A 26,786-nucleotide genomic window follows, 5' to 3' on the forward strand; every position below is an offset into this window, starting at 1 on the left:
TGAAGAATGAACGCACGGGCAGGGGCGCACGAAAAGCGCCCGAGGGAAAGCCTCGGGCGCACATCGGTCAATCGGCCTGAATTCTCCTAGGCGTTATGCCTGTTCGGAGAGGTTCATCAGGAGCGCAGCCATCTCGGCGCGCGTGCAGGCGCGCAGCGGTTGAATCTCGCGCGTGCCGTCTTCGAGCTCGAAGCCGTGAAGGATGTCACTCGCTACCGCCCATGCAAGAGATTCCTCTGCCCATTCGGAAACCTCTTCCGCATCCGGATATCCAGACAAGTCGGCACGGGCTGATGTGTCGATACCGAGCCTGTCAGCGGAGTTCTTGAGCACGCAGGCCGCCTGTTCGCGGGTGAGCGGGTCGTCGGGTCCGAACGTCGATCCGTCACCGTATCCATGGAACACTTCTTCGGAAAGCGCCCATGCGACCGCCTCTGCGTAAAACGCCTCGGGATCGCAGTCTTCCGGCAGGTCGTAGGTCCTCTGAGGCTCATCGGAGATGCGCCATAGCACGGTTGCCATCTCGGCGCGCGTGATGGGGTTGTCGGGTCCGAACGTGCCGTCATCGTAACCGACAAGCGTTCCCGTGGTGACGGCCCAGTCGATAGACAGGTGGTACCACAGGCTCTGGTCGACATCTTCCAGATGGGCGGACGGGCACAAAGGGCCGCCATCGCACACGAACGTCACGGTGATCGTCACCTGGTCTGCAGGCTGCACATAGGTCCACGTCCCGTCGCCGTTGTCGACGAGATCAATCGGCTCTCCGTCACGGTCCACGACGGTGACCTCGTCGACCGTCATCCCCTCGTCGGGCACGGGGGTGATCGTAACCTTGTCGCCTTCCACCGGATACATCGGATCGATGGTGACGGCGCCGCCTCCGCCCGGAACCTCGATCTCGGGCTCATATGTCGGGGGCGGAACGACAACCAGCGCGAGGCCATCGCTTTGCGACGCAACGTAGTATGAACCGTTGTCGCTGGTAAAGCTGGCGAGCGCGTCTCTCGCAATGTCTGAAGTGGCGTCGGCGAACTTTCCAGAGCCATGTTCCATGGTCACGCCGATCTTGGAGCCGGATGTAGCCGCTCCGGACACGGTGACCGTACGGTTTGCTGGTACGTAGAGGTTGTCGGACTTGTTTGCGGTAACGTTGATTGCCTCGGGAGCGGTGGCGTCAGCACTGATGTTGATGCTTCCGCCAACGTAGATTCCTGCACCATGGGGAGCGCTGTTATTCGAAATAATGCCGCCGTATAGGTTGAACGTTCCGTCTGAGCTGTCGAACGACGTGGCATCTGGCGTGCTCATAAGGTCGATTTCGAGCGACATCTCAGCGGTGATGTCTCCGCCGTCGACAATCTCCCAATCGTTGATCTCGGCATCTTCGATCTTCATCGGGTTCGGCGCAGGGGTCGTATCGTCGGCCGAGCGCACCGCGACACCGCCGCCGAACGTGGTGGCGGAGTTGCCAGAGATCTCTCCCCCGTACATGTTGAACGTGCCGCCACCGAATACGTAGACGCCTCCGCCGTAGCCCTCATCGCCCGTGGCCGTGTTGCCGGAAATCTGCCCGCCGTGCATGTGGAATGTGCCGTAGACGCCCACGCCTCCAGCATAGGTGTAGGTTTTGCCGTCCTGTGTGTACGAAAGGCCGGTTTTGCCACTGATGGTTCCGACGTGGGAGTAATCGCCCGTGGACGAACTGCCCGAATCGTACAGGTTGAGCGTCGAGCCCTCGGTGACGATGATCGCGCAGGTGTCGGAGTTAAGTGAGTATCCGTTAAGGTCGAGATTGACAGTCGCGGCTTGCGAGTCGGTACCGATATACAAGGCGTTGGTCATAAGCTCGACGTTATGCTGTTGCGCGATGTTGGCGACTGACAGGTCTTCGGTAAGCTTGTACGTACCTGTTTTGAGCGATACGGCATCGATGCTTCCTTGGGCATCATCGAACGCTTTGTCGAGCTGGCCGTTCAAGTCCTTGTCGTCGACGTCCCCTCCCGTTTCCTTTTGCTTGAATGAAGCCGTTACGGTGACATCGGATGCGGGCATCTGGAAGGTGAAACTGCCGTCATCCTGTTTGGCCGGGGAGATGGCTGTCCCATCCTCAGCGGAAACGCTGACGGATTCAAGTTCATAGCCTTCTTCCGGTGACGCTGTGACGGTTACGAGAGCGCCCTCTTGTGCTTGATCGGGGCTGACGGCGACCGTGCCGTGTTCGATGTCAGCAGCGACACTCACCGTAAATCGTTGTTGTTCTGGTTCGGGAAGTGTTACCGCAACCTCGTTGGAGACTGCCGAAGCATCGTGGTTGTACGAGGTCAGTTGCAACGTGTAGCTTGCTCCCTGGTCCAGGTTCGTGAGCAGATACTCTGATTGCGTCGACTCGATGTTGAAGGGGGAACCCTCGATGGGTTGGTCGGTGTCGGTTGCAACGGACAAAGAGTAACCGGTGATGGCGGCACCATTGTCTGTCGATTGTGTCCAGCTCACGTCGATAGTACCCGGCTCGGTCCCCGCAACGGCGCTGAGGATTGGCTCTGATGGCGTGATTGCGGTAAAGGTGACCACGATGTATACGTCAGCGTTGGGCATGGTGAAGCTATAGGAGCCATCCGTCCCGGGTGTCGCAGTGATCGTGTTACCGTCGCTCGTGATCGTGATCGAGCTCAATGCAAAGCCTTCGGACGATACGGGTTTCACGGTTACGGTTTGGCCGGCCGAGGCGGTCTGTGCAACGGATACCGTTCCGCCTTCGGCTTGCTCAACGTTGATGGCATGCGATTCGGGTTCAGGCTCCGTATAGGAGATCGCATACCAGGCGGGAGACCCCGTCGCAACAAAGGCGACGGCAGTATCGGATTTCGTCGCGTCGATCTTAGTGGCATCGCCCGTCTCAGGATCGATACGGTGCACAGAATAGGTACCGGTTTTGGTACCCGAGTCTCCAGGCAGCGTAAACGTGATGGTCTGGTCTGCGGCATCGGTGGCCGTGGTTCCTCCGATAGGATCGGTCGGCGTGAGCGCAAAGGCAGCCTCGAGCACCGTGTCGCCATTCTCCGCGATGCCGATTGCCTGCTCGATCAGCTCCTGCTGCTCATTGGTCAATGTGGACCGGACCCACAAGGTGCCATTTTCAGATTCGGCAAGCGCATCAACCATCTCAAGCTCGAGGTCGAGGAAGAGGTGATCCCCCTCACTAGGCTGCTGAGCCTCGACGCGGATGCTAGCGGACTCCCCTGCCTCCGTGGTCCAGAATTGCAGGTTGATGGCAGATTGATTTTGAGAGTCCATGCCGCAGTGTTTAAGAATTCTGCTCGCATCGTCTATTGTTTGCACAGAAGAGATGGTTGCGCCGTTCAGCAAGCTTGTCAGATCGTATTGGCGCGAAACGGATGGACCGGCAGGGACCACGATGCGTCCTGTTTCTTCTACCGCCTTTTTCGTTGTGATGTCACGAGTCGTCTCTGCGGCGAACGAGCCTTTCTTCCCGTCTGTTGCCTCTACGGCCTTGAGGCGCTTGTAGAGGGTGTACGATGTGTCAGGTTTAAGCCCTTCCCACGTGATGGTGATGCGGGTTTCATCAGAGGTCTGGCTTGCCGGTTCGACAGTGTTTTCTCCAAGCTTCAGCTCGTAGTCGGCACCGTCGCTCGCCCGGTCAACGATGCGGATGGAGTTGTACGAGATAGTCGGTCTGATGAGATCGTCAAGGGAGACCGAAGGACGATTCGGGATGTCGATCTGTGTTACGGCCTCGGTGTCGTTGCCGGCAGATTCGTAGCGGGCATAGAGGCTTTGCTGCCGCTCGGATGCACCTGAGATGTAGTTTGAGATCGACACGGTACGATCTGCGCCGAGAGCGAGCAGCTCGGTGCAAACCTCATTTGCATACAGGTTGACACCCTCAGGCACTGTGAGTGTTTCTGCGGCGTATCCGATGGTGAAGGCGCTCGGATCGGGCAGCAGGTTAGGCAGCGTGATGGTCGCCGTATTGGAATTAACGGTCTCAAGTTCTGTACCGCCGCCGGCTTTCCAATGTACTTGGAGGGTCACCTCGTAGGTTTGTCCGGGTACGAGAGCGGTGTTGTCTACAGTATTCATTTCGTAGATCGATTGATCGGCTGCGACGGTGGCAACCTCAATGGAGCTTCCCGTAGCGTCAGCCGGCTTGGCGATAATCGTATAACTATCGATAGCGGCGCCGTTAGTGTCGGCCAACGTCCACGAGAAGCCGACAGTAACCGACTCGTATCCTTCTCCGTCACGCCGTGCGCTGGCAGAGAGCGTGGGTGCCTCGGGCGCAGCAGCGGTCGTGGAGATATCGATGGAGGAAATGGCTGAACGGAAGTTTCCGGAACCAGAGTTACTAGCCTCGCGGCGTGCCTGGAGCGTGTAGGTTGTGGAGGGCTCGAGGTTGTCGAACGTGATGGCAAGGGCTCCATCTGCATCGATGCGTTTGACTTCTGCGCCATTCGCTAGCAGGCGATATGATACGTCTGAATCGCCGGTGAAGGAGATGCTTGTCGATGTGACCGTGGGTGTCAGCCCTTCAAGCGCAGGAGCTGCCGGGCGCGCGGGAATGTCGACTTCGGTCACGGACTGCAAATCGGTAGGATCCGCCGTCGCATACCGTGCATAGACGCTCGTTTGGGTGTCGCCGATCAGATCGGTGATGCTGATGCTGAGCTTGGAAGAGTTCTCGTTTAGCGGCTGGATGCACTCTTTATCTGAATAGAGGTCGACGCCGGCGGGGAACGACAGGGTTTCGTTCACATAATCGATGGTGAAGTCAGACTCGTTTGGAGACTCAGATACCGTCATGAAGGTGACCGGGGTGCTGAGTGCATTGCTTGTCGATTCTTTCTGGACAAAGACGTACGAAGACCCCGACTTCAGGTTACTGAACGTGGTGTTCGTCTGCCAAGCGGAGTTCTCCCCTACGAGTTGGTACTCATAGCCTGCTCCAGCGTCCTGAAGCGTGATGCTGGTCGTGGTGCGGCTTGCGAGCTTCGGGGCGGCAACCGCTGTTTCGCTCGATACAACCACCGCCTCGCTCGTGACGCTTCCCTTGAAGAAACCTTTGCCGGAAATAACGCAGTTGATGATGGCGTCCCTGTCGCTATTAGTCAGCGAGTAGGTGTTCATCACCGCGCCGTCGATGGGCTGCCCATTGCGATACCACGTAAACGTCAGGCCATTAAAAGATCCGTCATACGCAGTCTGCGCTGCTTGAGACGGTTTCAATCCGCTCAGGTCGACCTTAAGCGTCGTACCGGGTATGACGGAGCCCTCAAGGGCTGTGCCGCTGGCGTCCGTCAGCGCGATGCTGCCCGTAATGCCAACAGTGGGAGTAGCGTAGAAGCTCTCGACGCCCGATCCAGTAATGGCAAATTCTTTGTCGTTGGTGTCGACATTGGTCAGCGGTTCGCCAGCATAGTTCAGGGTTCCATTTTGAGCGTCGATGTCCGTTGTGGCCACAGACGCGTACCCGTAGCCGAGCTCACCGATCTTGCTTCCGTTTGAGGTCGTCACGGCCCCAGGAGTCTCCATTGCGTACGGCGCGTACGTTCCGGAGGCGTCTGCGAGCACCATCGTCGTCTGGACCACGTTGGTCTTGGGAGATGATACCGTGCCCGCATAGATGGCCATGGAACCCGACTTCGCGTTGATGATCGGTGTGCCGGAAATGGTGACCGAGCACTCATCGCGCAGACCGGAAGCCTCAACAATAGCGGTCTCCGCTTCTGACTCGCCGTTGATGCCGAAGAGATCCAGCATCGAACTGAGCAGGCTCAGGCTCGAAGTCCCTCCCCATGTGATATCTCCGGCGCCCACCTCAATCTCGACGCCGTCTTCAGGCACCTTGTTCGTATAAACTTTCGCCCCCGATCCGATGGCAGCGGATGCGATACTCGTCGCAGTGACGTTGCTCGAATCGGAGATGTAAATGCTGAGATGGCACGCGTCATCTATCTGTGTCGAACTGCTCGGATTGATCCACGGCATGCCGATGGCTGAGCCATACGTGCTTGCCGCCTCGACGACGCTGTTCTCGATTTTGATGGACGGGTTCTCGATGCCCATATCTTCATATCGGCCGTACAACGAATCGCTCGGGCCTATTGCCGCGGATCTTTTGCTCTTTGCATGAACCTCAGAGTCTTTGATGATGATCTCCTGGAAGGTACCTCCGAGGCATCCGGTGAGGTTCGCGTTGATTCCGTATACCGTGCTGCCCTCGATGCTGATGGTGTGCGAGTTGCCCAAGACCGCGGTTCCGGCGTTTCCCTCGAACACGTTCGCGTTGAACGCTATCGTCGAGTTCTTGATGGCGATGGACGACGTGGAGAATTCGTCCTGAGAATCATCGCTTCTCAAGTAGTCAAATGAGGTAATCGAGCTAATGCCGTCTATCGATGAATCTTCAATATGGATCTGGTTGGCGATGAAGTTCCGATAGTCGTTGCTTACATCAGTCTCTGTGCACTCGATCGCCGCATCGTGGACGGTGAGTTTGTCGCACGTAATCGAGCCATCGAGCGTAATGCTGCCTGACAAGGTCAAATCGATCTCGTCATTAATGAACCCGAGGTCGAGATGCGCGATCTGGCTGGCGGCGGAGATATTCAGGGAGTCATAGGCTGGGTCAACAACCAGCCGGTCAATCGCACACATGCCGTCGTATACCAGTGAGAGTGTGCCTGTCGCGTCTCTGAAGTTAATATTGGCGGAGTTGTTGAAATCTTTCAAGATGAGGCGGGTGTTACAACCTTCAACGGTAAGGGACACCCTATTCGTGACGTTCGGATTGCCTACGACCGTAACCGTTGAATCCGCAGCCTGCGGTCTGACAGTCACATACAGAGTGTCTTCGGAAAACTCATTGAGTTTTGTGAAGTCAAGGATCGAATCACCTTCGAGATCTGCAACGACTGAATTGACGTCGTCAGTTCGTGTAAACGAATACGTTGTGGTGCCCGAGACCCAGTCGGTTGAGACGGTGTACCCTTTGTCGGAGCCGTCTGCGGCAAACGCAAGGTTCGGAACACAGACGATCATCGTCAGCACAATGGCGAGCGTACGAATGATTCTGCGTATCGACATGCCCATTTCGTCATCCCCCTCGAACATGGTGATTGTCGGTAACATTTTCACGCCCACAACGCATTTGCGCATCACCCGTTTATCAATTGTTATGGGTGATGCTGTGAAAGGCGAAAAGGGGGTCAATGATACAAAGTGGGCAAAATGGCACGCTAACAGCTTCTACGGACCCCCTCTAGCGTGCTAAATCGCCCACTATGTGTCATTGACCCCCCTGTTGGCACGGGTATGGTTAAGCTTCATGTCGTCGATATAAAAGCCGCCCCGACCGGACAGCTCGATCAGGGCGGCGGAATCGCGATATGGCGTTGGCAGAGACGTTACTCGCCGGCGAGCAGGTTCATCATGAGGCCTGCAAGCTCCGCACGGGTGCAGGCGCGGCCGGGCTGGAGTTCACGGGTGCCATCCTCGAGTTCATAGCCGTTGATGATGTGGGAGGCAACAGCCCAGGACAGGGAGTCGGACGCCCAGTCGGACACGGCGTCCGCGTCAGGGAAGGCGCTGAGATCCGTGCGCGGGGTCACGTCGACGCCGAGAATCGCCGCGGCGTTCATCAGGACGCATGCGGCCTGCTCGCGCGTGAGCCACGCGTCGGGGCCGAAGGTGCCGTCGTCATAGCCGTTGAATACGTGGACGGTGAGCGCCCAGGCTACGGGTGCGGCGTACCATTCCTCAGGGTCGCAGTCGTCGGGCAGGATGGAGGTGTCGACGGCAGGTTCACCAGCGATGCGGTGGAGCACCGTTGCCATCTCGGCACGGGTCATGGGGTTGTTGGGGCCGAAGGTGTTGGAGCCGTCGTCATAACCGGTCATGGTTCCGGTGGTTGCTGCCCACATGACGGCGTTATAGAACCATTCGCCTTCGGGGACATCGGCAAAGCCGACACCGGGTTCCGGATCGGGGTCGGGAGTGGGCTCCGGATCGGGGTCTCCAGGCGTGAGGGTATCGATGACGGCGTCCACGGCGGCGGCGATGATCTGATGGCCGTGAGCGTTGGGGTGGATGTCCAGATTGAAGTCGGTCATGGAGGCGAACGACGCGTTGAACGGATTGTTCTGGGAATCGCTCAGGACTCCGTACACGTCGACTACGGTGTACGTGCTCGAGCCCGCTCCGGCGGAGATGATGCCGTTCAGGGCATTCGCGGCGGTCTCGAAAGCGGTGTTGACGGGTGCGACGTCGGGGTTATCGATGAAGCTGAAGGGATTGTACTGATTGAGCACCAGGATGGTCGCATCGGGATTCGCCGTCTTGAGCGCACCGATGATACCGGTGAGGTTCTGCGAGAACGATGCAAGCGCGTCGGCAGCCTGCTGTGAGGTTGCGAACTGCTCGATAAGGGGGAGCAGCGCTTCGACCATTTCGGGATCGGGGTCCTCGGCGGCAAGGGCGGTTGCGATCAGCTCAGGGGTGACAGGCACGCCGAGCATGGTGCCGTACTGGTCGGCAAGATACATATACAGGGCGTTCAGCAGATCGTTGCCGCCAACGGAGATGGTGATGACGTCGGCTCCGGCAATCGCAGGGTACGAGGTGTTTTCAACGTCGGTGACAAGGGCCAACACCTCATAGGATGCGGCGCCGTCGACAGCGAGGTTGGTGGTGTCATACCCCTGCTGATCGGCAACGAGGCTCACAAAGCCCTCAGTGGCGGGGTCGGCCAGGCCGTAGCCGGTGGAGATGCTGTCGCCGAGCGCGACATAGCTCTCCGCTTCTGCTGCTTGCGCGCGAGCCGGCATGAAGCCGACTGCAAGAACCAGGGCGCACAGCACGCTGAGCAATCCGAGGAACCGTTTTCTCATGGGTTACTCCTTCCGTGTCGATATGACGGGAGGCCCTGCGCAGCCCGACTGCAACGCTGGGCTCCTCAACAATATTTTCATATCTGGAAGAATCCTCCATCACCCATTTGAGAAGAAAAATGGGTGGGTTGGTTGCAGCGCATTCTGCCGGACAAACGGCCTAGGCAGCTTCCCGGGCGGCGTGCCTATAGCGTACCGTCGGTAGTGCAAATCGGGGACGTACCTGTTGCGTGCACAAATGCACGCAACAGGTACGTCCCCGATTTGCATTCATTGCTAGCGGAGGAGGTGGGCGGCGAGGTCTTGACGCCTTTTGACGCCGAGCTTTCTCAATACGATTGAGATGAAGCTCTTCACCGTGTTGGGGGAAACGCCCAGATGCTCTGCTATCTCCTGATTGGTCCAGCCGCGCGCTGCGAGCATGGCCGCAGCGAACTCCGTGGTCGTGAGGTTGTCTGCCACCTCTTCGCCGGTATCCGGGTTGTGGATCCGTCTCCAGCCGGCGGAGAAGCGGTAGGTGATCTCGATGATGCGCCGGAAGTCATCCGGCCAAGAGGGTTTGATGACCGCTTCGAGCATACCGCCCAGCAGGCCGTGATGCTCGCCCAGCGGTTCGATGAGGTCGTCGGGTCGGGCAAGGTTCCATGCGGCAAGCAGATGACGCTTCGCATCCTCGACGCGACGTAGGGCCATGAGGTCCATGACGGCGATAAGGTGCAGGTAGATAGCCGGAATGGGATAGACCTCGTCCATCATGGCAAATGCTCCGAGGGCAAGACCGAGACTTGTCTCGTACTGGCCGTCCAGGTAGAGCCGGTGTGCTTCGACATAGCAGGAGAACATACGCAGACCGGACGGGAGAAGCGGAAGCGTTTCGCGGGCGGAGGGAAGTCCCTCTGGGTCGGGAAGGTGCAGCAAGACGCAGGCGGTCCGCGTGATGAAGGCGGCCGTGGCGCTCAAAGATCCGTCCAGGCCTTTCTCCTTGCTTGCGGCCAGAGATTTCATCGCGTGCTCCAAGACGGTTCGCGCCTCATCGATCTCCCCCAGCGCAAGGCTTGCATACGAGAAGATCAAGCAGCACGAAAGCCTGATTTCGAGATCTGGAGATGAAAGGTTCTTGCGGGCGAGTTCGGCTGCGCGCCTGGCGTCCCCGGTAAAGTAGGCGAGCTCGGCGAGCGCGACGTCCCGGCGCTCCCCCGCTTCGAGAGAGTCTGCATATGAGCGCGCGTGGCCGAGTTTGAACGGAGCGTTCATCAGAGGCATGAGGTTGGCGCACGTGCTCGGGGTTCGACGTTTGGGCACGGGTTGCGGGTCGATCGAGGCGCTGCGCGGGTCTCCTGGCTTTACCGTGCCCTCGGGGATGCGCCAGGTGCGGGAGAAGCGCTCAGCCCCATCGATGCGGCCCTGGGCGCAATAACGCTGCACGAGCCGCTCGGATACACCCCATCGGCGCGCGGCCTCGCCCACCGTCATGTATTTCATGGTGCCTTCCCCCCCTTATGGCCGCCAAGAGCATGCGCGACCGTTCTCTTGCCTGGGAGAAGCATAGCAAACTCCGTTCGCACGAACGAACACTTTGCCGTTAACGGAATGCGCGGGTTGTCTATTGGGGCGAACTTGTGCGCGTGAGGGATGCTTGCGCCCGGGCTTTCGGTCGCGCCCGCGCCCCGAACGGGGTTCGATCCACCGAGGGCGGTAACGAAAAAGAGTCCCTACCGAGGTAGAGGCTCTTAGAAATCCGAGGGTGGAGACGAGGGGGATCCGCGGTCGCCTGCGCGACCGCACCCGCTTCGGCCGCTCTCGCGGCCTCGCGCGCTCCGCGGCGACCGGCTCCGCCGTTCACACGCTCCGCGCCCCGAACGGGGTTCGATCCCCCGAGGGCGGTAACGAAAAGAGCCCCTACCGAAGCAGAGGCTCTTAAAATTCCGAGGGTGGAGACGAGGGGGATCGAACCCCTGACCTCTTGACTGCCAGTCAAGCGCTCTCCCAGCTGAGCTACGCCCCCGTGGTGCGAGAGATACTATACGGGACGCGCGCGGCGAATGCAAGCGGAAATTTCAACTTTTTCTCGTGCGCTGGGAAACGCCGCCGGAACACGTCGAGAAGCAGATGACAATCCCGCTTGTCCCTCACCTACTGCCGACGCCTGCGGTCATGTAGCTTGGAGCTATAGAATGCGCTCTTATCGCGGTACATGAGCCTGTCCGCCTCGTCGAATTGCTCGAGGATACTGCACGGTTTGCTTCTCCAGGAGCAACCGACGGCGATCTCGATGTCATCGTCGTGCATGAGCTTCAGCGATTGCTCGACCTGACTCCTGAATTCGTCTTCGTCGGATTCGGAATCGATGACCACGAACTCGTCTCCGCCGATGCGGAAGGTCGACCCTGAGAACGCCTCAGAGATATGGCGCGCGGTTCGGCAGATAAGATCGTCGCCCGCCGCATGGCCCTTCTGGTCGTTCATGGCTTTGAGGCCGTTGATGTCGAAGTACGCGATGCCGAGTTGCTCGACGTCGGCATAGTTCTCGTCATCGAGCTCCTGGCTAAACTTAGTGCGGTTGTAGAGATGCGTCAACCCGTCCTCGTAGCTCATACGCGCAAGAGACTTCTCGACCATGATGCGCTCGGTGATATCGAAGACGATCTTTTGGATGATGTCGCCCCGCTCATCGGACGAGATGAACGTGTTGATGGAATTCACGAATATGGAGTCGCCTCCCTGGCGCCTCACCTGGCAAACCGCGGACGCCTGGTCACCCGGGACACGGAGTCCCTCCATAAGGTCAGCGAGACGTTTTGCATCAGCTTCTACCATGAAGGGGCAATACCCCGCGCTCCAATCGATGTGCTGTACATCGTCAACAGAAATCCCCATGAGGTCGGCAGTGCCGCGATTGGCGAACAATAGCTCGTATGCTCCGTCGTGTTTGCGCGCGAATCGAATGATCGAACATGGGACCGTGTCATAGATGCTGTTGAGGACCATGGACTGGCTGTCGATCTCGCGCTGCTTCTCCTTGAGGCATTTTTGGAGGTAGTCGTAGGAATGCTTCGCCATGGCGGTCGGAAAGCCGACGTCGCCGGGGACCATCTCGACATACGGGTTCGAGAGGTGCAGGTGGTTGCATTTGAGCTCGCCGTCGATCTTGCGGAACACGGTCGTGATGCGCTGGTGAACGCGGAGGTAGATATTGGTCGATGGGTCGGTTGTCACCCAAAGTCGCCCTGAGCAGACGTAGATGCCATCAGCGACCTCGATGACGTCGTAATGCTCGTCGGTCAGGTTGCATTTAGGCACCTTCCCGGCGAATTGACGAAAGACGTTCAATACGTTCTCGAGGCCGGTGCAGTACTCCTCCTCCCCTGCTCCGACCCAGCTGAACGGGTCGGCGAACGAGGCGGTCACGGCATCGACATCGTTCTCATCGTAATGCTTATGCAGCATGGCGCTCGTAAGGCGAGCCGCAGCTTCTTTGTCGCGCTGGATCTCAGATTCGCGGGATTCCATCGGGACCTTTCATTCACGTGTACACATACGTTTGTCGGTACTACGTACCATACCAAAGCACACGCACCTTTCGCAGCAAGTCGCTTGAGGGTGTCGAGAAATCCACGCGAAGATACGTTTTGTGATGGGGCCATTGTTGCCCATGCTGACGCAACGGAACGTCATGGGCAACAATGACGACCGGGTTAGACGACCATGCGGCTGAGCGCGTCGATGACCTCATCGGTGAATTGGGCTGTGCCCACGGCGCCATCGTATGAGCCGGTTAGGGCGCGGCGGACGTCCTGCGTGACCGAGGCTCCTGAGCTCAGCGTCACGCGCACGGCAGCGCGGATGCGCGCGGCAGCGGTGGCCTCGCCAAGGTGATCGAGAAGCATGCATGCGGACAGAATCTCCGCCGTGGGGTTCGCTACGTCCTGTCCAGCGATATCGGGTGCGGAGCCGTGGGTCGCCTCGAAGATCGCGCATCCGTCGCCGATGTTGGCTCCCGGGGCCATGCCGAGACCGCCGATCAGCCCTGCGGACAGGTCGCTCACGATGTCGCCGTAGAGATTGGGCAAGACGAGCACGTCGAAGTCTTCGGGATGCATGACGAGTCCCATGCATGCGGCATCCACGATCTTATCTTCGAAAGCGATGTCCGGGTACTCTGCGGCAACGTCGCGGGCGACGTGCAGATACAGTCCGTCGGTGCACTTCATGATATTCGCCTTGTGCACTGCCGTGACCTTCTTGCGGCCGTTCGCGCGAGCGTATTCGAACGCATAGCGCACGATTCGTTCCGAGGCTGCGCGGGAAATGGGCTTGATCGAAATCGCCGTTTGGGGTCCGAGCTCCTTGCCGGTCTGCTTCTTCACGGTATCGGCGATGGCGCTCGCCCCCACGGAGTCGGCGTCGAACTCTATGCCCGCGTAGAGATCCTCGGAGTTCTCGCGGATGATGACGAGGTCCACGTTGTCGTAGCGCGATCCGTCTCCGGGCATGGAGGCGCAGGGGCGCACGCAGGCGTATAGTTTGAAAGCATGGCGAAGCGCGACGTTGACGCTGCGGAAGCCGCTTCCCACGGGCGTGGTGATCGGGCCTTTGAGGGCGACGCCGTAGGTGCGGATCGCGTCGATGACGTGGTCGGGCAGAGTGGTCCCGTATTGATCGATGACACCTGCACCGGCTTGGACTTCATGCCAGCTGATGTCAACACCGGCGGCGGCAACAACGCGCTGGGCGGCGCGCGTGATCTCTGGTCCGATACCATCTCCTGGAATCAATACGACTTCGTGCGTCATGTCGACCTCCTCTGGCTCCAGTCTTTGTTGTTCATGCTGTTCTATGCGTGAGATAGCTATATGCATCTTATTTGAGCTGAACAAGGGGCTGCAAGCAACGTAACAGGTTGTTTGTTGTTTCTCTTGTGTTCGAGTGCGGAGTGCGACCGTAATGTCTCATTGCGTTGAGGTGGTGGATCCGACGAAACGGTTGAATTCGGTATCTTGGGAGGTTGGATTTGGACTAGGCGTTGACACATCCACAAAACGTGGAGGCCTCTTCACATTTTCAAAATTGGGTCTTGCGCCGAATCTGATTTTGGGCCATTATATCTCTCGCACCACGGGGGCGTAGCTCAGCTGGGAGAGCGCTTGACTGGCAGTCAAGAGGTCAGGGGTTCGATCCCCCTCGTCTCCACCCTCGGAATTTTATGAGCCTCTACTTCGGTAGGGGCTCTTTTCGTAATATGAGAAAGCCATTGTCAAGAGGCATGATGCGGCAGGTCCGGAAATTCCATTCCGGACCTGCGCTTATTCCAGCCGGGAGGGCCCGCGCGGATGCTCGTTAGTCGTCGCTCGCCTGGCAAGCTAATATCCGCGGGCTCCTGGCGCGGCATGCGGGTTCGGTATGTCGCCGCGCACCACCGCATTTCGATTCTCCGTCCGGGGCCGTCGGTCGAAAAACCCTTGGAGTCTTTCTTCTCGGGCGCGGCCGTCCGGCTGCCCATCGGAAAAGTCGTGAGCCGGCCCCGGCGATGCGTCGAAGCGCGGGCCCTCCCGGCGGGAAGGCGTGTGGTCCCGGGCGCTACCCGAGCGTCCCCTCGGCGCTCCTGCCGATCTCCCAGACCCAGCAGGCGAGCTCACGGGCGACCGCGACGTTGGCGACGCACGGCCGCTTGCCGGCCGCGCGCAGCGCCTCGTGGCGGGCGCGCAGCCTCCTCGTGGCGTCGGCCGCCCTGCCCCTGATGCGCGGGGGAACGTCGTAGCCGGCGGGGGCGGCCTTGGGCTTCGGCGAGCACGAGGCGTAGTGCCATGCCGCCTCGACGAGCGCCCGCCTGGAGGCCGAGTTGCCGGTCTTGGTGATGCCGCCGGTCGCCTCCTTCTCGCCGCTCGAGTGCTCGGACGGCGTGAGGCCGAGCCAGGACGCGTAGGCGCCCGCCGTGGCGAACCGGGAGAAGCACCCGGCCTCGGTCGCGAGGCAGAACGCCGTGACGGCGTCGACGCCCTTGATGCACGACAGCGCGCCGACGACGCCGGCCCACCGCTCGGAGCGGGCCTCGGCGAGCACCAGCTTCTCGAGGGCGCGCTTGTCGGACTCGGCGCAGCGCACGCAGGTGGCGTAGTGGTCGAAGGCGGACGCCGCGGCGGGCTCGTCGGGCCTGAGCCCCTCGGCCCAGCGCCAGAACGCGCGCGTCCAGGCTCCCCGCCTGCGGCCGAGCGCGTCGGTCTCGTCGAAGACGTGGCCGCGCCGCAGCAGGAACTTGGAGAGCCGCTGCCGTGCGCGCTGCAGGTCCTCGCGCGCGTCGTCGAGCGCCCGCGACAGGTCTCGGGCGGCCTCGGCCTCGGCGGGCGGCACCCACACCTCGACGACGTTGCGCGTGGCGAGCAGGCGGGCCAGGAACGCCGCGTCGCGCCTGTCGTTCTTGCGCCTCTTCTCCGCGGCGGGCTTCTGCATCCTCGACACCGCGCCGACGGCGCAGTCGACGCCCAGCGCCCTGAGCTGGCGGCAGAGGGCGAAGCCGGTCGGCCCGCTCTCGTAGACCGCCTTGGGCTCCTCGCACCCCTTGATCCAGGCGGCGATCTCGCCGGCGTCGGTCCCGAAGGACCTCTGCACCACCTCGCCGGTGAACGGGTCGAAGGCGCATGCCGACACGGAGCGCGCGTGTACGTCGAGCCCGATGGAGGTAACATGGGTCATGGGGAGCCTCCTCCCATGCGTGCGGTACGGCGGCACCGCAGGGTGACAGATACAACACCATTGTTCCCGCCCAGCCCGCGACCCGGCATGCCGCGGGGAGGCTTTCCCCTCAATGGCTTTCTCATATCGTCTTTACGGGTTGTTTGGGGACGGGTTCGTTTCAACCCATCGGACACGAAGCGTGCGAACGTTCGCATTCCGGCCTAATTGATGCTTCTTTGAACAATGAGGAATGGGCCGCGCCCCATATGAAATGGAGCGCGGCCCGGTTGTTATCTGCGAGCTGAGCCTACTGTGCGAGCACGCCCGCGTTCACAGCGTTCTCCATCATTGCGGCCATCTCGGCACGAGTGATTTCTCGGACTCCTTGAAGCGAGCGGGTGCCGTCCGGGTTCTCCACGCCGTTGACGACGCCCTGCTGGACCGCCCACGCAACGGCCGGGCGGGCCCATTCGGATACGGACTCGGCATCAGCAAAGTCATCGAGGACCGAGAGGTCGGCATCGGACAGGTCGGCAGCCATGGCCTTGGCAACCACGGCGCAGAACTGCTCGCGGGACAGCGCGTCGCCGACGCCGAACGAGCCGGTTCCTTCGTAGCCGGTCATGATGCCGTTGGCTACCGCCCAGTTTACGGCGTCGGTGTACCAGTCGTGGGACACGTCGGAAAGGCCGGAGTCAGAAGCACCGGGCTCGCCGCCAAGGTAGTTGTAGAGGACCGCAGCGGCCTGCTCACGGGTGAGGATGTCGTTAGGACCGAAGTCGCCATTGTCGTACCCGTGGAAAACCCCGTTATCGATGGCCCAGTCGACGGAGTCGTGGTACCACTCGTCCTGGTCGATGTCGGGGAATTGATGCGTGGTGCAAAGATCTCCACCGTCGCAGCCAAAGACGACCTCGACCGTGACGCCGCCCTCAGGCATCTCGAACGTGACGTTGCCGTCCTCATCGGTCGTGGTCTCGACGCGGTTGCCTTCGGAGTCAGTCACGATGACCTCGCGGATCTCCTGGCCGGGCTCGGGCTCGGTGACGATCGTGGCGGTGTCTCCAACAGGGACGGGCTCAACGGAAACCGATCCGCCGTCGGTTGCGGGCACCTCGACGTCCTCAACCGGGTCAGGCTCAGGCGTCGGCTCGGGGTCGGGATCCGGGGTTGGCTCCGGGTCAGGATCGGGGGCGGGCTCTTCGGTTTCGTCAACAAGCTTGATTACTGCGCTCAGCCATGGTTCAACAAAAGCTGTACCGGACATATTTGCGCATATCGAGGCATAACCTTCAGGTGTCTTATGGTCTGCACCTCCTGTTGACACGCCGTTGTGGTGTGTTTCCCATGCACGATATGTTGCAAAATCGATGGTGTACGTACCATCTTCATTCGGAGTCGCTTCAATCCAATTTAAATCGCTTGGGGTTGTTCCAGGGGTGATGGAGCTGGAGATGTCGAAACGCGATTTTCTGCTAAAGATAAACTCATCATTATTTCCGATATCATCAGTCAGCGCGTAGACCTTTTTTCCTTCAGGTACTTCAAATGTTGCCGTTACGTGACGAATCGAAACACCCGGGTCATCTTCGGGGAGCGGCTCATTGCTAATCGTGCAGTTATTGGTATAGAGGTAATCAAACGATCCGTCATCGTTCATGATGGCAAGCTGCATACCGGTGTCGATGCCGAAGACCAAAGGAACGTTTTTGGGGATACCAACGAGCGCAAAGCCGTCCTGAACATAGGGAGTCACATCGAGATAATCAGTCGAATAATGCTCGGTATGGAAACCGGTAATATCATAGCCTTGTATATAGACGCTTTGATCGTCCGTTAGCATGGGAATCGATGTGGAGTCCACCATGATCCCAACGACTTCAGGGGTAAAAGTTCCATAATCAACGGTTCCAAAGTTTTTGCAAGTCAAAGTGGTTGTCGTATCAATTTGATTCTCAGGGTCGTCCCATGCTTGCGTATTCGCGAAATTGAGGTTGTCTTCGTATCCTTCTTTCCCATTCTGGCTGTCGATATATACCTGCATGGTATCGGTCGCATCGGTCAGATGGTACTGAGGCAACACGTACACAGGTTGGAGTACTATGGAGTTGATTATTTTACGCTGAGTGTAACCGATGTAGTTGCCAAAAGGAAGCGAGGCGGTGCCTTCGGCAATTTCCTCAGGTGTAACAATAGTCGTTCCAAATACATCACATTCAGGATCTTCCTGCGGGTACACAATGTAGTACGCAGGGGCATGCCCTTCAAATTCCAGTGCCTCGAAGGATTCGATTTGGAAGTGTTCGCCGTCTTCCAGGACAGTCAGCTGATAGGTCTCAACTACTTTACCGCAGTAGTTTCGCATCTCGGCAGCATGCTCCGTCTTAGCCGCCTCATCTGCGATGGCGTCCTCTGCATATGCCGTGACAGGGAGTGCGGGCTGCATACCAAGCGTCAGCCCGAGTCCTGCTGCGATGAATGCAGGTATTGCTCTTCTGATTACCTTGCTTGATGTTGCCCAGTTGTTTCGTTTCTGCATTGTTGCTCCTTCTTTCCGCAATGGACGAAGTGAGCTATCCGGCCGTTTGGAACTTTCGGACTCCTCACGGCATACATGAGAAACCAATTTTCGCTGAAGTTGTTGCGCAACAAAGACAGATGGGCGATTTAACTGCCCTAGCGGGCGGTTCTCTCCCTAACAGCCCTCTACCCCGCCTCGTACGGAGTAACGCTGTTGCCCTTTACCAGAAACGCCTTCTTGGCATAGCGCATCATCGGCAGGTCGACCAGGTTGTCGGTGTAGTACTCGTCCGGGATGACATCGTCGCCAAAGGCCTCTTTGAACGCCTTGACCTTGTTGTCGCCGAAGTTGAGGTGGATGAGCTCCAGCGTCTCGTAGTCGATCGTGGAACATATGCAGCAGGAAATGCCGGTGCGCCTCATGAACTCATCCATCGTGTAGTTGAACGAGGCGGTGATGATCACATCGTCGGGCCTGGGCGTGTACCAGGGCTTGATCTTATGCATATGGCTGTCCCAAAACGCGTTCACGACGGTCGGGATGTCGTCAAACGATGTCAGGAACTGATGGATGTACTTGTTGATGGCCTTCTCGATGTCCTCGCGGGAAGACTTCGACCGCTGGTAGCGAATCAGGTGATAGATCACAGGAAGGATGTAGCGAATGTTGCGGGGCGCAAACCTGAGCGAGAACAGGTAGAAATCGAGTGGGCTCTCGCCATCGTAGATGGTGTTGTCGAAATCGAGCACGCGCATGCGAAGCCTCGACCCCTCTCCTTGATTTGCTGAGCCCCCGCCCCGTTATGATACGGCTCGGAGCGATGCGCGCCGCTGAGTGCGCATCGCTCCTGACACAGTGTTTACAATGCCCGCCGGTCCATCCTACCGATGGGCGCATCGCTTATCGACGCTCGGAGCGAACCGTCTCGGCGAGCTTGGCAACCACCTCGTCGAGGGCGACATCCTCGCGCTCGCCGGTAGCGCGGCACTTCAGCTCAACGGTGCCGTTCTTGATACCGCGCTTGCCAACGATGAGCTGATACGGAAAGCCCATGAGGTCGTTGTCGGCGAACTTGACGCCAGGCCGCTCGGCGCGGTCGTCGAACACGACCTCTACGCCTGCGGCGGCAAGCTCGTCGGCAAGGCGCGCGGCCTCATCGAATGCCTCGCCCTTCTTGTCGAGCGCGATGACGCTGACCTCGAAGGGGGCGATGGAGGTCGGCCAGATGATGCCGTTCTCGTCGTTGTGCTGCTCGACGACGGCAGCGAGTGTGCGCGAGATGCCCACGCCGTAGCAGCCCATGAGGAACGGCTTCTCCTCGCCGTTCTCGTCGGCGAAGGTGGCCCCCATGGCCTCGGAGTACTTGGTGCCGAGCTGGAAGACCTGCGAGACCTCGATGCCGCGCGCACCGGCCAGCGGCTTGCCGCAATGGGGGCAGGGGTCGCCGGCGTGCACGGTGATGAGGTCCGCCCACTCGTCGACGGTGAAGTCGCGATCGGGGCAGGCGCCGGTGAAGTGGTAGTCGACCTCGTTGGCGCCGCAGGCCCACTTCTTGGACGTGCGGAGGTTCTCGTCGACCACCAGGCGGATGCCCTCGGGCAGGTTGACCGGCCCGATGAAGCCCTTATGCAGGCCGTTGGCCTCGAGCTCCTCGTCGGACATCATATGGTAGGCGCCGAAGAGGTGCTCGGCCTTGCACTCGTTGAGCTCGTGATCGCCCGGGACGATGCACACGACCGGGGTTCCGTCCTCCGCGATGAGCGCAAGCGACTTGCGGGTGCCGTTCTCAGGGAAGCCGAAGAACGCGGCCACGGCCTCGATCGTGCCGAGGCCGGGCGTGTGGACCTTCTGGAGCGTACCGTCGCCGGGGCCCTCGGTGACCTCGACGGAGGTCGTTGCGGCCTCCTCGTCGGCAGCAAAGCCGCAGTCGTCGCAATAGACGAGGGCTGCCTCGCCGGCATCGGCAAGCGCCATGAACTCGACGGAGGTGTCGCCGCCGATCTGCCCGGAGTCGGCGACCACCGGCAGCGCGCGCAGGCCACAGCGCTCGCAGATGTTTGCGTAGGCCTGCTTCATGTCGTCATAGATCTCCTGCAGGGATTCCTGGGTGGCGGAGAACGAGTAGCCGTCCTTCATGATGAACTCGCGCCCGCGCATGAGGCCGAAGCGGGGCCTCATCTCATCGCGGAACTTGTCCTGGATCTGGTACAGGTTCACGGGAAGCTGCTTGTAGCTGCGCAGCTCGTTCGTGATAAGGTCGGTCACGGTCTCCTCGTGCGTGGGGCCGAGGGCGAACTCGCGGTCATGACGGTCGGTGACGCGCATGAGCTCGGGGCCGTAGGCGCTCCAACGGCCGGACTCGCGCCAGAGCTCGGCGTCGGTGAGGATCGGCATGAGGAGCTCCTGTGCGCCGGCTGCATCCATCTCGTCGCGCACGATGGCCTCGATCTTCTTGAGCGAGCGCCACGCGAGCGGCAGATAGGAATAGAGGCCGGCTGCCTGCTTGCGGATCATGCCGGCGCGCAGCAGCAGGCGATGGCTTGCGAGCTCGGCCTCGGCAGGATCCTCCTTGAGCGTGGGCGCATAGAGATTTGACATCTTCATGACGCGTTTGGTGGCAGACACGTTTTATCTCCTCACGATGGTCGTTATATACACACGGCATGCATCTTACCGCACGTGGCGGGCATGCGGCTATGCAATCGGGCACTCTCCCCTTTTGCGCATATTACGGGCATTACAACCGGTCGATCTCCGCCATGAGCTCGTCGACGATGCTCTCCTCGTCGATCTTGCGGATCACCTCGCCGTGGCGGAACAGCAAGGCGCTGCCCTTGCCGCAGGCGACACCGACGTCCGCGTCTCCCGCCTCCCCCGGTCCGTTGACGACGCAGCCCATGACGGCGACGGAGATGGGCTTGGTCACGGTCTGCAGCCTGCGCTCCACCTCCTGGGCGATGGGAATCAGGTTCACCTGGGTGCGTCCGCAGGTGGGGCAGCTCACGAGCTCCGGTCCACGGCGACGGATGCCGAGGCATTCGAGGATTCCCCATGCCACCGGCGGCTCTTCGACGGGATCGGCAGTGAGGGATACGCGAAGGGTGTCGCCGATGCCCTCGGCAAGCAGGATGCCGAGCCCTACGGAGCTCTTGATGGTCCCTTGGCGAACCGTCCCCGCCTCGGTCACGCCGAGATGCAGCGGCACGTGGGGCAGCTCGCGCGAGAGAGCCCGATACGTCTCGATGGTCGTCGGAACGCTGTGCGCCTTGGCGGAGAGCACGATGTTCTCAAAACCGCGGTGCTCGAAATGCTCGACGAACCTCATGGAGGAGGCGACGAGCTTCTCCGGCTGGGTGAGGTCCTGGCGCTCGGCGATATCGCGCTCGAGCGAGCCGGCGTTCACGCCGATGCGGATGGCGGCTCCAGCTTGACCCGCAGCGTCGATCACCGCGTCGACCTTTTCCCACGAACCGATGTTGCCGGGGTTGATGCGCAGCTTTGCGGCTCCGGCCTTGACGGCGCCTATGGCCAGGCGGTAGTCGAAGTGGATATCGGCCACGATGGGCACGGGGCTTTCGGCGCAGACCTCGCGAAAGCTCTCGAGCGCATCTTCGCGCGGCACGGTCACGCGAACGATATCGCAGCCGGCGGCGGCAAGAGCGCGAACCTGATCGAGCGTTGCGGCGGCATCGGCGGTGTCGGTGCACGTCATGGACTGCACGACGACGGGAGCGCCCCCGCCGATCGGGACCGACCCGACCATGACCTGACGGGTGTTTTGGCGCGGTAGCTTGGTATCCATGGGTCTCCTTATCCCCTGCGAGCAGGCGAGGGCGAACGTACGTCTCCCTTGTCGCCCATCACGAGAGCCTGCTAGAAGAAACGGGTGATGTCCTGTTGGAGCATGTAGACGAACAGGGCCATGAACAAGGCGACGCCCACATAGGACAGGATCGACCTGATGCGCAGCGGCACCTTGCGACGGGTGATGGCCTGCACGACCTCGATTACCAGTTTACCGCCATCGAGCGGGGGGATGGGCAGCAGGTTCATGAGGCCGACGGAAAGCGAGATCAGCGCGGCGAACGTCAGGTATATCGCCGGGCCGCTTGCGGCAGCCTGGGCGGACATGACCGAGATGCCCACGATTGACGTCGAGCTGCTGAGGACCTCCATGGTCTGCGTAGGCACGAGCAGGGAGATGACGCCGGAAACCGTCTGGTAGATGTAGTCCGCTGAGACGAAGAACGAGTCGATGGGATTGAGCGTGAAGTTCTCGTAGGGAACGTTGATGCCGATGAGGCCCTCTTCGTCGGGGGCGATCTCGACCGTGTGCTGGGAGCCGTCCCGCTCGACGTCCAAGGAGATGGTCGCGCCGGGATCGGTATCTCCGGCGGCCTGAAGCGCGGTCACGAGCGCCGTCCACGAATCGGTCTGCTCTCCGTTGACCGAGATCACCACGTCGCCCGATTCGAGACCGGCCGCATCGGCAGGAGAGCCCTCCACGACCGATCCGATCCGGTTGACATCGACGGGAACGTCGAAGCCGATGATCGAGTACACGCTCATGAGCAGGAGAAACCCGAACACGACATTAACGGCGATACCGGCGACGAGCATGAACGCGCGCTTGAGGAACCCGACGCCGGCATAGGTCCGCGACCGCTCGTGCTCAAAGAACGCGCCTTGTCCCATCGGGGGCTCCCACGCCTCGCCCTCCCCCGTCGCATGGGCGGCATCGAATGCCCGGCCGTCGTAGACGGTGTTCCCTGCGGCATCGCGCGGCAGGGCGGCGAAGGTGCCCGCCTCGTACTTATCGCGCTTTCGGTCGTCGTCGGCGAAGACGGGGGCAATGGACCCCCACCCCATGAGCTGGATGCAGGCCTCCTGAACGTCCTCCGCGTCGATTCCAAGCTCGAGGGCGAGCTCCTCCACGGTGACGATTCCATGGCGGTGGATGGAGGCGAGCACGTCGGGTGTGCTCGGGATATCGAGGTCGTCCATGCCGCAAATGGCGGCGTACCCGCCAAGCAGGATGGGAGTGACGCCGATCTTGGTACCCGACCGCCTCAACGTGGTATGGAGGTTGAACCGGCAGGGCATGCCGAGAAAGAATTCGGTCACACGGATGCCGCAGGTGCGCGCTGCAAGGAAATGACCGCCCTCATGGATGAAGATGAGGATGGAGATGGTGACCAGGCCCCAGAAGACCGTTGATACGACACTTATGAGCATATCCATATGAGACGCCTATCGACGCGTATGCCTTACGATCGCGCGGCACAAGCCTCCGCCGCACGGCGCCGTGCCCACCGATCGATGTCGGCAAGCTGCTCGAGCGATTGGACGGGCTGGACATCGTGGTCGTCCATGCAGGACTCCACGATGCGGTCGATATCGGTAAACGAGCACGTCCCGTCCAAAAACGCCGCAACGGCGACCTCGTTGGCCGCGTTGAGCACGCACGGCAGGGTGCCCCCCGTACGACCCGCGATCTCTGCGAGATGCAGGCACCGGAACGCACTCGTATCGGGCTCTCCGAAATCAAGGGAGCCGAGCGTGCGGAAATCGACGCGTGGCGCCGGCGTCGACCACCGATCGGGATAGGAGAACGCATACTGGATGGGGATGCGCATGTCCGAGGCGCCCAGGTGGGCGATAACCGATCCGTCTTCGTATTCCACCATGGAGTGGATCTTAGACTGGCGCTGGATGAGCACGCGGACAAAATCCATATCGACACCGAACAGATGGCACGCCTCGATGCGCTCAAGGCCCTTGTTCATGAGGGTTGCCGAATCGATGGTGATCTTGGCCCCCATGTTCCAGGTGGGATGAGCGAGCGCGTCGGCGACGGTGACCTTCTCGAGCTGATCTCGGCTGTATCCGTAAAACGGGCCGCCGGAGCACGTCAACCAGATGGCATGGGCCTGATTCGCGCGCTCGCCGAGGTAGCACTGGAAGATCGCGGAGTGCTCGGAGTCGACGGGTAGGAGCTGACCGGGTTGAGCCATCGGCATGAGCAGGTCGCCGCCGACGACCAGCGACTCCTTGTTGGCCAGGGCAAGCTGCTTTCCGGCCTGGAGAACGGCTGCGCTCGCCGCGAGGCCCGCGGCGCCGACGATCGAGACGAGCACGCAGTCGACGTCGTCGGATACGGCAAGGTCGACTGCGGCCTGCGCCCCGAAGGCGCATGCGCATCCGTCGGGAAGATCTTGCAGCGCAGGGTCGCCGTCGCGGCGCTCATCGGTCACAGCGACGCGCTTGACGTCGAATTCCCGTGCTGCGGCGACGAGTTCGGCTACCCGGCTATGGGCGGTGAGGCCGACGATCTGGAGCTTGTCGGCATGCTGGCGGCACACATCGAGCGCCTGCGTGCCTATGGATCCTGTGCAGCCGAGTATGGCGATGCGCTTGCGGCCGTCTTCACCGCACGTTGCTGTAAAGCTCATAGGACGCCTCCGATGTGAAGCAGCAGGTACGCGGTGATGCATCCGAAGATCAGCGAGTCCGATCGGTCGAGCATGCCGCCATGTCCGGGAATGAGGTTGCCGGAATCCTTGACGCCGACGCCCCGCTTGATACGGGATTCGATGAGATCACCGAACACGCCCAGGACGGAAACGATGAGGGCGGTGACGATGGCGAACCACAGCTCGAGGTCGTACAAGCCGGTCGCCCATAGGATGAGCCAGATGATGACGGACCCGAACAGGCCGCCGACAAAGCCCTCCCAGCTCTTGTTGGGAGAGATCTTGGGAACCATCTTGTGCTTCCCGATACGGCTGCCCACGAGATAGGCGCATGAGTCGCTCACCCACAGCGAAGCGCAGACGCCGATCGAGAGCAAGGCGCCCTCGAAGCCCGGGAGCGCGTCGCGGGTGAGCACGATGGCGGACATCATGAACCCGGTATAGATGGGCCCGAACGCCGTCACGGCCACATCGGCGATGCGCGTGCGGGGCGAGTAGACGTACCAAAGGCCCATCGAGAGCACGAGGATGAAGATGAGGGCGGTGAGCCACAGCGGGTCGACGAGCGCGGAAAGCGGGAACAGGAACGCGGCGGCAAGGCCCAAAAGCTCGTTGGGAACCTTGCCGTCGAGCCGCATCATGCGGTAGAACTCGAAGCAGCACAGCCAGCTCATCGCGGCGACGAAGATGGCCGTCGGCATCGTGCCGAGCAGCAGGCAACCTATGAACAGAGCGGCATAGATGAGGCCGAAGCCCGTGCGGACCAGAAGGCCGTGCAGCCTGCCGCCCTTGGTCGTTTGAGAGACGGAGCCGCCCTTTGCGGACGGCTCGCGGTCGGTGTTGTCGTGGATCTGATCCAACGGTACTCCTCATGGGTCAGGACGCATCAGTTCGTCTTGGAGAGGCCTCCGAAACGCCTATCGCGTCCTTGGTACGCCAGGATCGCGCGAACGAGCTCCCAGCGGTCGAAATCGGGCCAATACGTATCGGTGATGTAGAACTCCGAGTAGGCGATCTGCCAAAGCAGGTAGTTGGAGACGCGCATCTCGCCAGACGTCCGGACCACCAGCTCGGGGTCGGGAAGGCCCGCGGTGTAGAGCTGGTTCGCCACGCAGGACTCATCGATGGCGTCGACGTCGAGATCTCCGTTTTGGACGAGCCGGGCGATGGAGCGCGCGGCGCGGGCGATCTCCGCCCGGCCACCGTAGTTCACCGCGAGCGCCAGCGTCATGCCGGTGTGGTCGCGGCATGCCTCAAGGCCGTACTCGAAGACCTTCCGCGTGCGCTCGGGCAGCGCGGAGATGTCGCCCAGGAACATAACGCGGACGTTTTCGCGCTTGAGGAGCGGAAGCTCATCGATAAAGGTCTTGGCGAACAGGTGCATGAGCACATTCACCTCGTGCTGGGGGCGGTTCCAGTTCTCGGTCGAGAACGCGTAGGCGCTCAGCACGTCGACACCCAGGCGCACGGCGGCGGTGATGACTTCGCGCAGGGAGACGATGCCCGCCTTGTGCCCCTCGGTGCGAGCGAGGCCGCGCGCGGTCGCCCAGCGGCCGTTTCCGTCCATGATGCAGGAGATATGGCGCGGGATGCGCGCCATATCCAGCTGGGCTATATCGAGATCCGCCGGAGCGTCGCTGAAGTACTCAGCGAACTTGGCTTCATCGTAGTGCACTTAGATCTCCATGACCTCTGCTTCTTTGGCCTTCAGCATCTCGTCGATCTTCTTGACGTAGTCGTCGGTGTGCTTCTGGACCTTGGCCTGCTCGCGACGCACATCGTCCTCGGTGAGGTCCTCGTCGCGCTCAAGCTTGTTGTTGGCGTCGCGACGGATGTTGCGGATGGCGACCTTGGCCTGCTCAGCGAGCTCGCGGCACTCCTTGACCAGCTCGCGACGGCGCTCCTCGGTGGGAGCGGGGAACGGCAGACGGACGATCATGCCGTCAGAGGAGGGCGTGATGCCCAGGTCGGAGGCGGAGATAGCCTTGACGATGGCGTTGACGAGCGCCTTGTCCCAGGGCTCGACGACAAGCATGTGGGCCTCGGGCGTCTTGACGGCGGCGACCTGCGTGATCGGCGTGGCGACACCGTAGTAGTCGACCGTGATGTCGGACAGGATGTTGGCGTTGGCGCGACCCGTGCGCACCTTGGCGAAGTTGTGCTTCAGGTTCTCGAGGGTCTTGTCCATGTTGTCGGTGATATCGGCCATGA

15 protein-coding genes and 2 tRNA genes are annotated in these 26,786 nt (G+C 60.7%); 1 reads left to right on the forward strand and 16 read right to left on the reverse strand.

The features are described 5' to 3' along the window. Positions 1-93: 93 nt before the first annotated feature. From BN3789_RS07000 to BN3789_RS07025, 6 genes are all read right to left on the reverse strand, one after another. Positions 94-7,113, reverse strand: coding sequence for an S-layer homology domain-containing protein (locus BN3789_RS07000; RefSeq protein WP_161938983.1), 7,020 nt, complete (start codon positions 7,111-7,113; stop codon positions 94-96). Between the two features lie 314 nt (positions 7,114-7,427). Next, positions 7,428-8,909: an S-layer homology domain-containing protein gene (locus tag BN3789_RS07005; protein WP_066832088.1), complete on the reverse strand. Its 1,482-nt coding sequence runs from the start codon at positions 8,907-8,909 to the stop codon at positions 7,428-7,430. 276 nt (positions 8,910-9,185) lie between these two features. Beyond that, positions 9,186-10,391, reverse strand: coding sequence for a LuxR C-terminal-related transcriptional regulator (locus tag BN3789_RS13240; RefSeq protein ID WP_079989165.1), 1,206 nt, complete (start codon positions 10,389-10,391; stop codon positions 9,186-9,188). 450 nt (positions 10,392-10,841) lie between these two features. Beyond that, positions 10,842-10,914 (reverse strand) — tRNA-Ala (locus BN3789_RS07015). Between the two features lie 128 nt (positions 10,915-11,042). After that, on the reverse strand, positions 11,043-12,356 hold the full coding sequence (locus BN3789_RS07020; RefSeq protein ID WP_161938984.1) for a diguanylate cyclase: 1,314 nt from the start codon (positions 12,354-12,356) through the stop codon (positions 11,043-11,045). A gap of 248 nt (positions 12,357-12,604) precedes the next feature. Next, positions 12,605-13,702 carry an isocitrate/isopropylmalate dehydrogenase family protein gene (locus BN3789_RS07025; protein ID WP_066832090.1) on the reverse strand — a complete coding sequence of 366 codons (1,098 nt, stop codon included), beginning with the start codon at positions 13,700-13,702 and terminating at the stop codon, positions 12,605-12,607. 324 nt (positions 13,703-14,026) lie between these two features. On the opposite strand from BN3789_RS07025, the gene BN3789_RS07030 reads away from it, so the two are divergent. Next, a tRNA-Ala gene (locus tag BN3789_RS07030) sits at positions 14,027-14,099 on the forward strand. A gap of 387 nt (positions 14,100-14,486) precedes the next feature. Here BN3789_RS07030 and BN3789_RS07035 read toward each other — a convergent pair. From BN3789_RS07035 to frr, 10 genes are all read right to left on the reverse strand, one after another. Beyond that, a complete protein-coding gene (locus BN3789_RS07035) occupies positions 14,487-15,599 on the reverse strand; it encodes an IS110 family RNA-guided transposase (protein ID WP_066832091.1) in 1,113 nt (370 codons plus the stop codon). A gap of 289 nt (positions 15,600-15,888) precedes the next feature. After that, positions 15,889-18,120: an S-layer homology domain-containing protein gene (locus BN3789_RS12700; RefSeq protein ID WP_154018722.1), complete on the reverse strand. Its 2,232-nt coding sequence runs from the start codon at positions 18,118-18,120 to the stop codon at positions 15,889-15,891. Between the two features lie 167 nt (positions 18,121-18,287). Beyond that, entirely contained in the window at positions 18,288-18,857 is a 570-nt protein-coding gene (locus BN3789_RS07055) for a haloacid dehalogenase-like hydrolase (protein ID WP_066832099.1), read from the reverse strand. A gap of 145 nt (positions 18,858-19,002) precedes the next feature. Beyond that, positions 19,003-20,706 (reverse strand): proline--tRNA ligase, encoded by a 1,704-nt coding sequence (locus BN3789_RS07060; RefSeq protein WP_066832586.1) that lies wholly within the window; start codon positions 20,704-20,706, stop codon positions 19,003-19,005. Between the two features lie 133 nt (positions 20,707-20,839). Next, positions 20,840-21,904 carry a flavodoxin-dependent (E)-4-hydroxy-3-methylbut-2-enyl-diphosphate synthase gene (gene ispG / locus BN3789_RS07065; protein ID WP_066832101.1) on the reverse strand — a complete coding sequence of 355 codons (1,065 nt, stop codon included), beginning with the start codon at positions 21,902-21,904 and terminating at the stop codon, positions 20,840-20,842. Between the two features lie 71 nt (positions 21,905-21,975). Further along, positions 21,976-23,343 (reverse strand): M50 family metallopeptidase, encoded by a 1,368-nt coding sequence (locus tag BN3789_RS07070; RefSeq protein WP_066832103.1) that lies wholly within the window; start codon positions 23,341-23,343, stop codon positions 21,976-21,978. 26 nt (positions 23,344-23,369) lie between these two features. Then, positions 23,370-24,554 (reverse strand): 1-deoxy-D-xylulose-5-phosphate reductoisomerase, encoded by a 1,185-nt coding sequence (gene dxr, locus BN3789_RS07075; protein ID WP_066832105.1) that lies wholly within the window; start codon positions 24,552-24,554, stop codon positions 23,370-23,372. After that, positions 24,551-25,342, reverse strand: coding sequence for a phosphatidate cytidylyltransferase (locus BN3789_RS07080; protein WP_079989193.1), 792 nt, complete (start codon positions 25,340-25,342; stop codon positions 24,551-24,553). Before BN3789_RS07080 ends, dxr begins: the two co-directional genes overlap by 4 nt. Before the next feature lie 119 nt (positions 25,343-25,461). Next, positions 25,462-26,250, reverse strand: coding sequence for an undecaprenyl pyrophosphate synthase (locus BN3789_RS07085; protein WP_066832106.1), 789 nt, complete (start codon positions 26,248-26,250; stop codon positions 25,462-25,464). Beyond that, a complete protein-coding gene (gene frr, locus BN3789_RS07090) occupies positions 26,251-26,784 on the reverse strand; it encodes a ribosome recycling factor (protein ID WP_066832108.1) in 534 nt (177 codons plus the stop codon). Positions 26,785-26,786: the final 2 nt, after the last annotated feature.

It is taken from the genome of Collinsella ihumii, assembly GCF_900046475.1.
GTDB classification, from domain to species: domain Bacteria; phylum Actinomycetota; class Coriobacteriia; order Coriobacteriales; family Coriobacteriaceae; genus Collinsella; species Collinsella ihumii.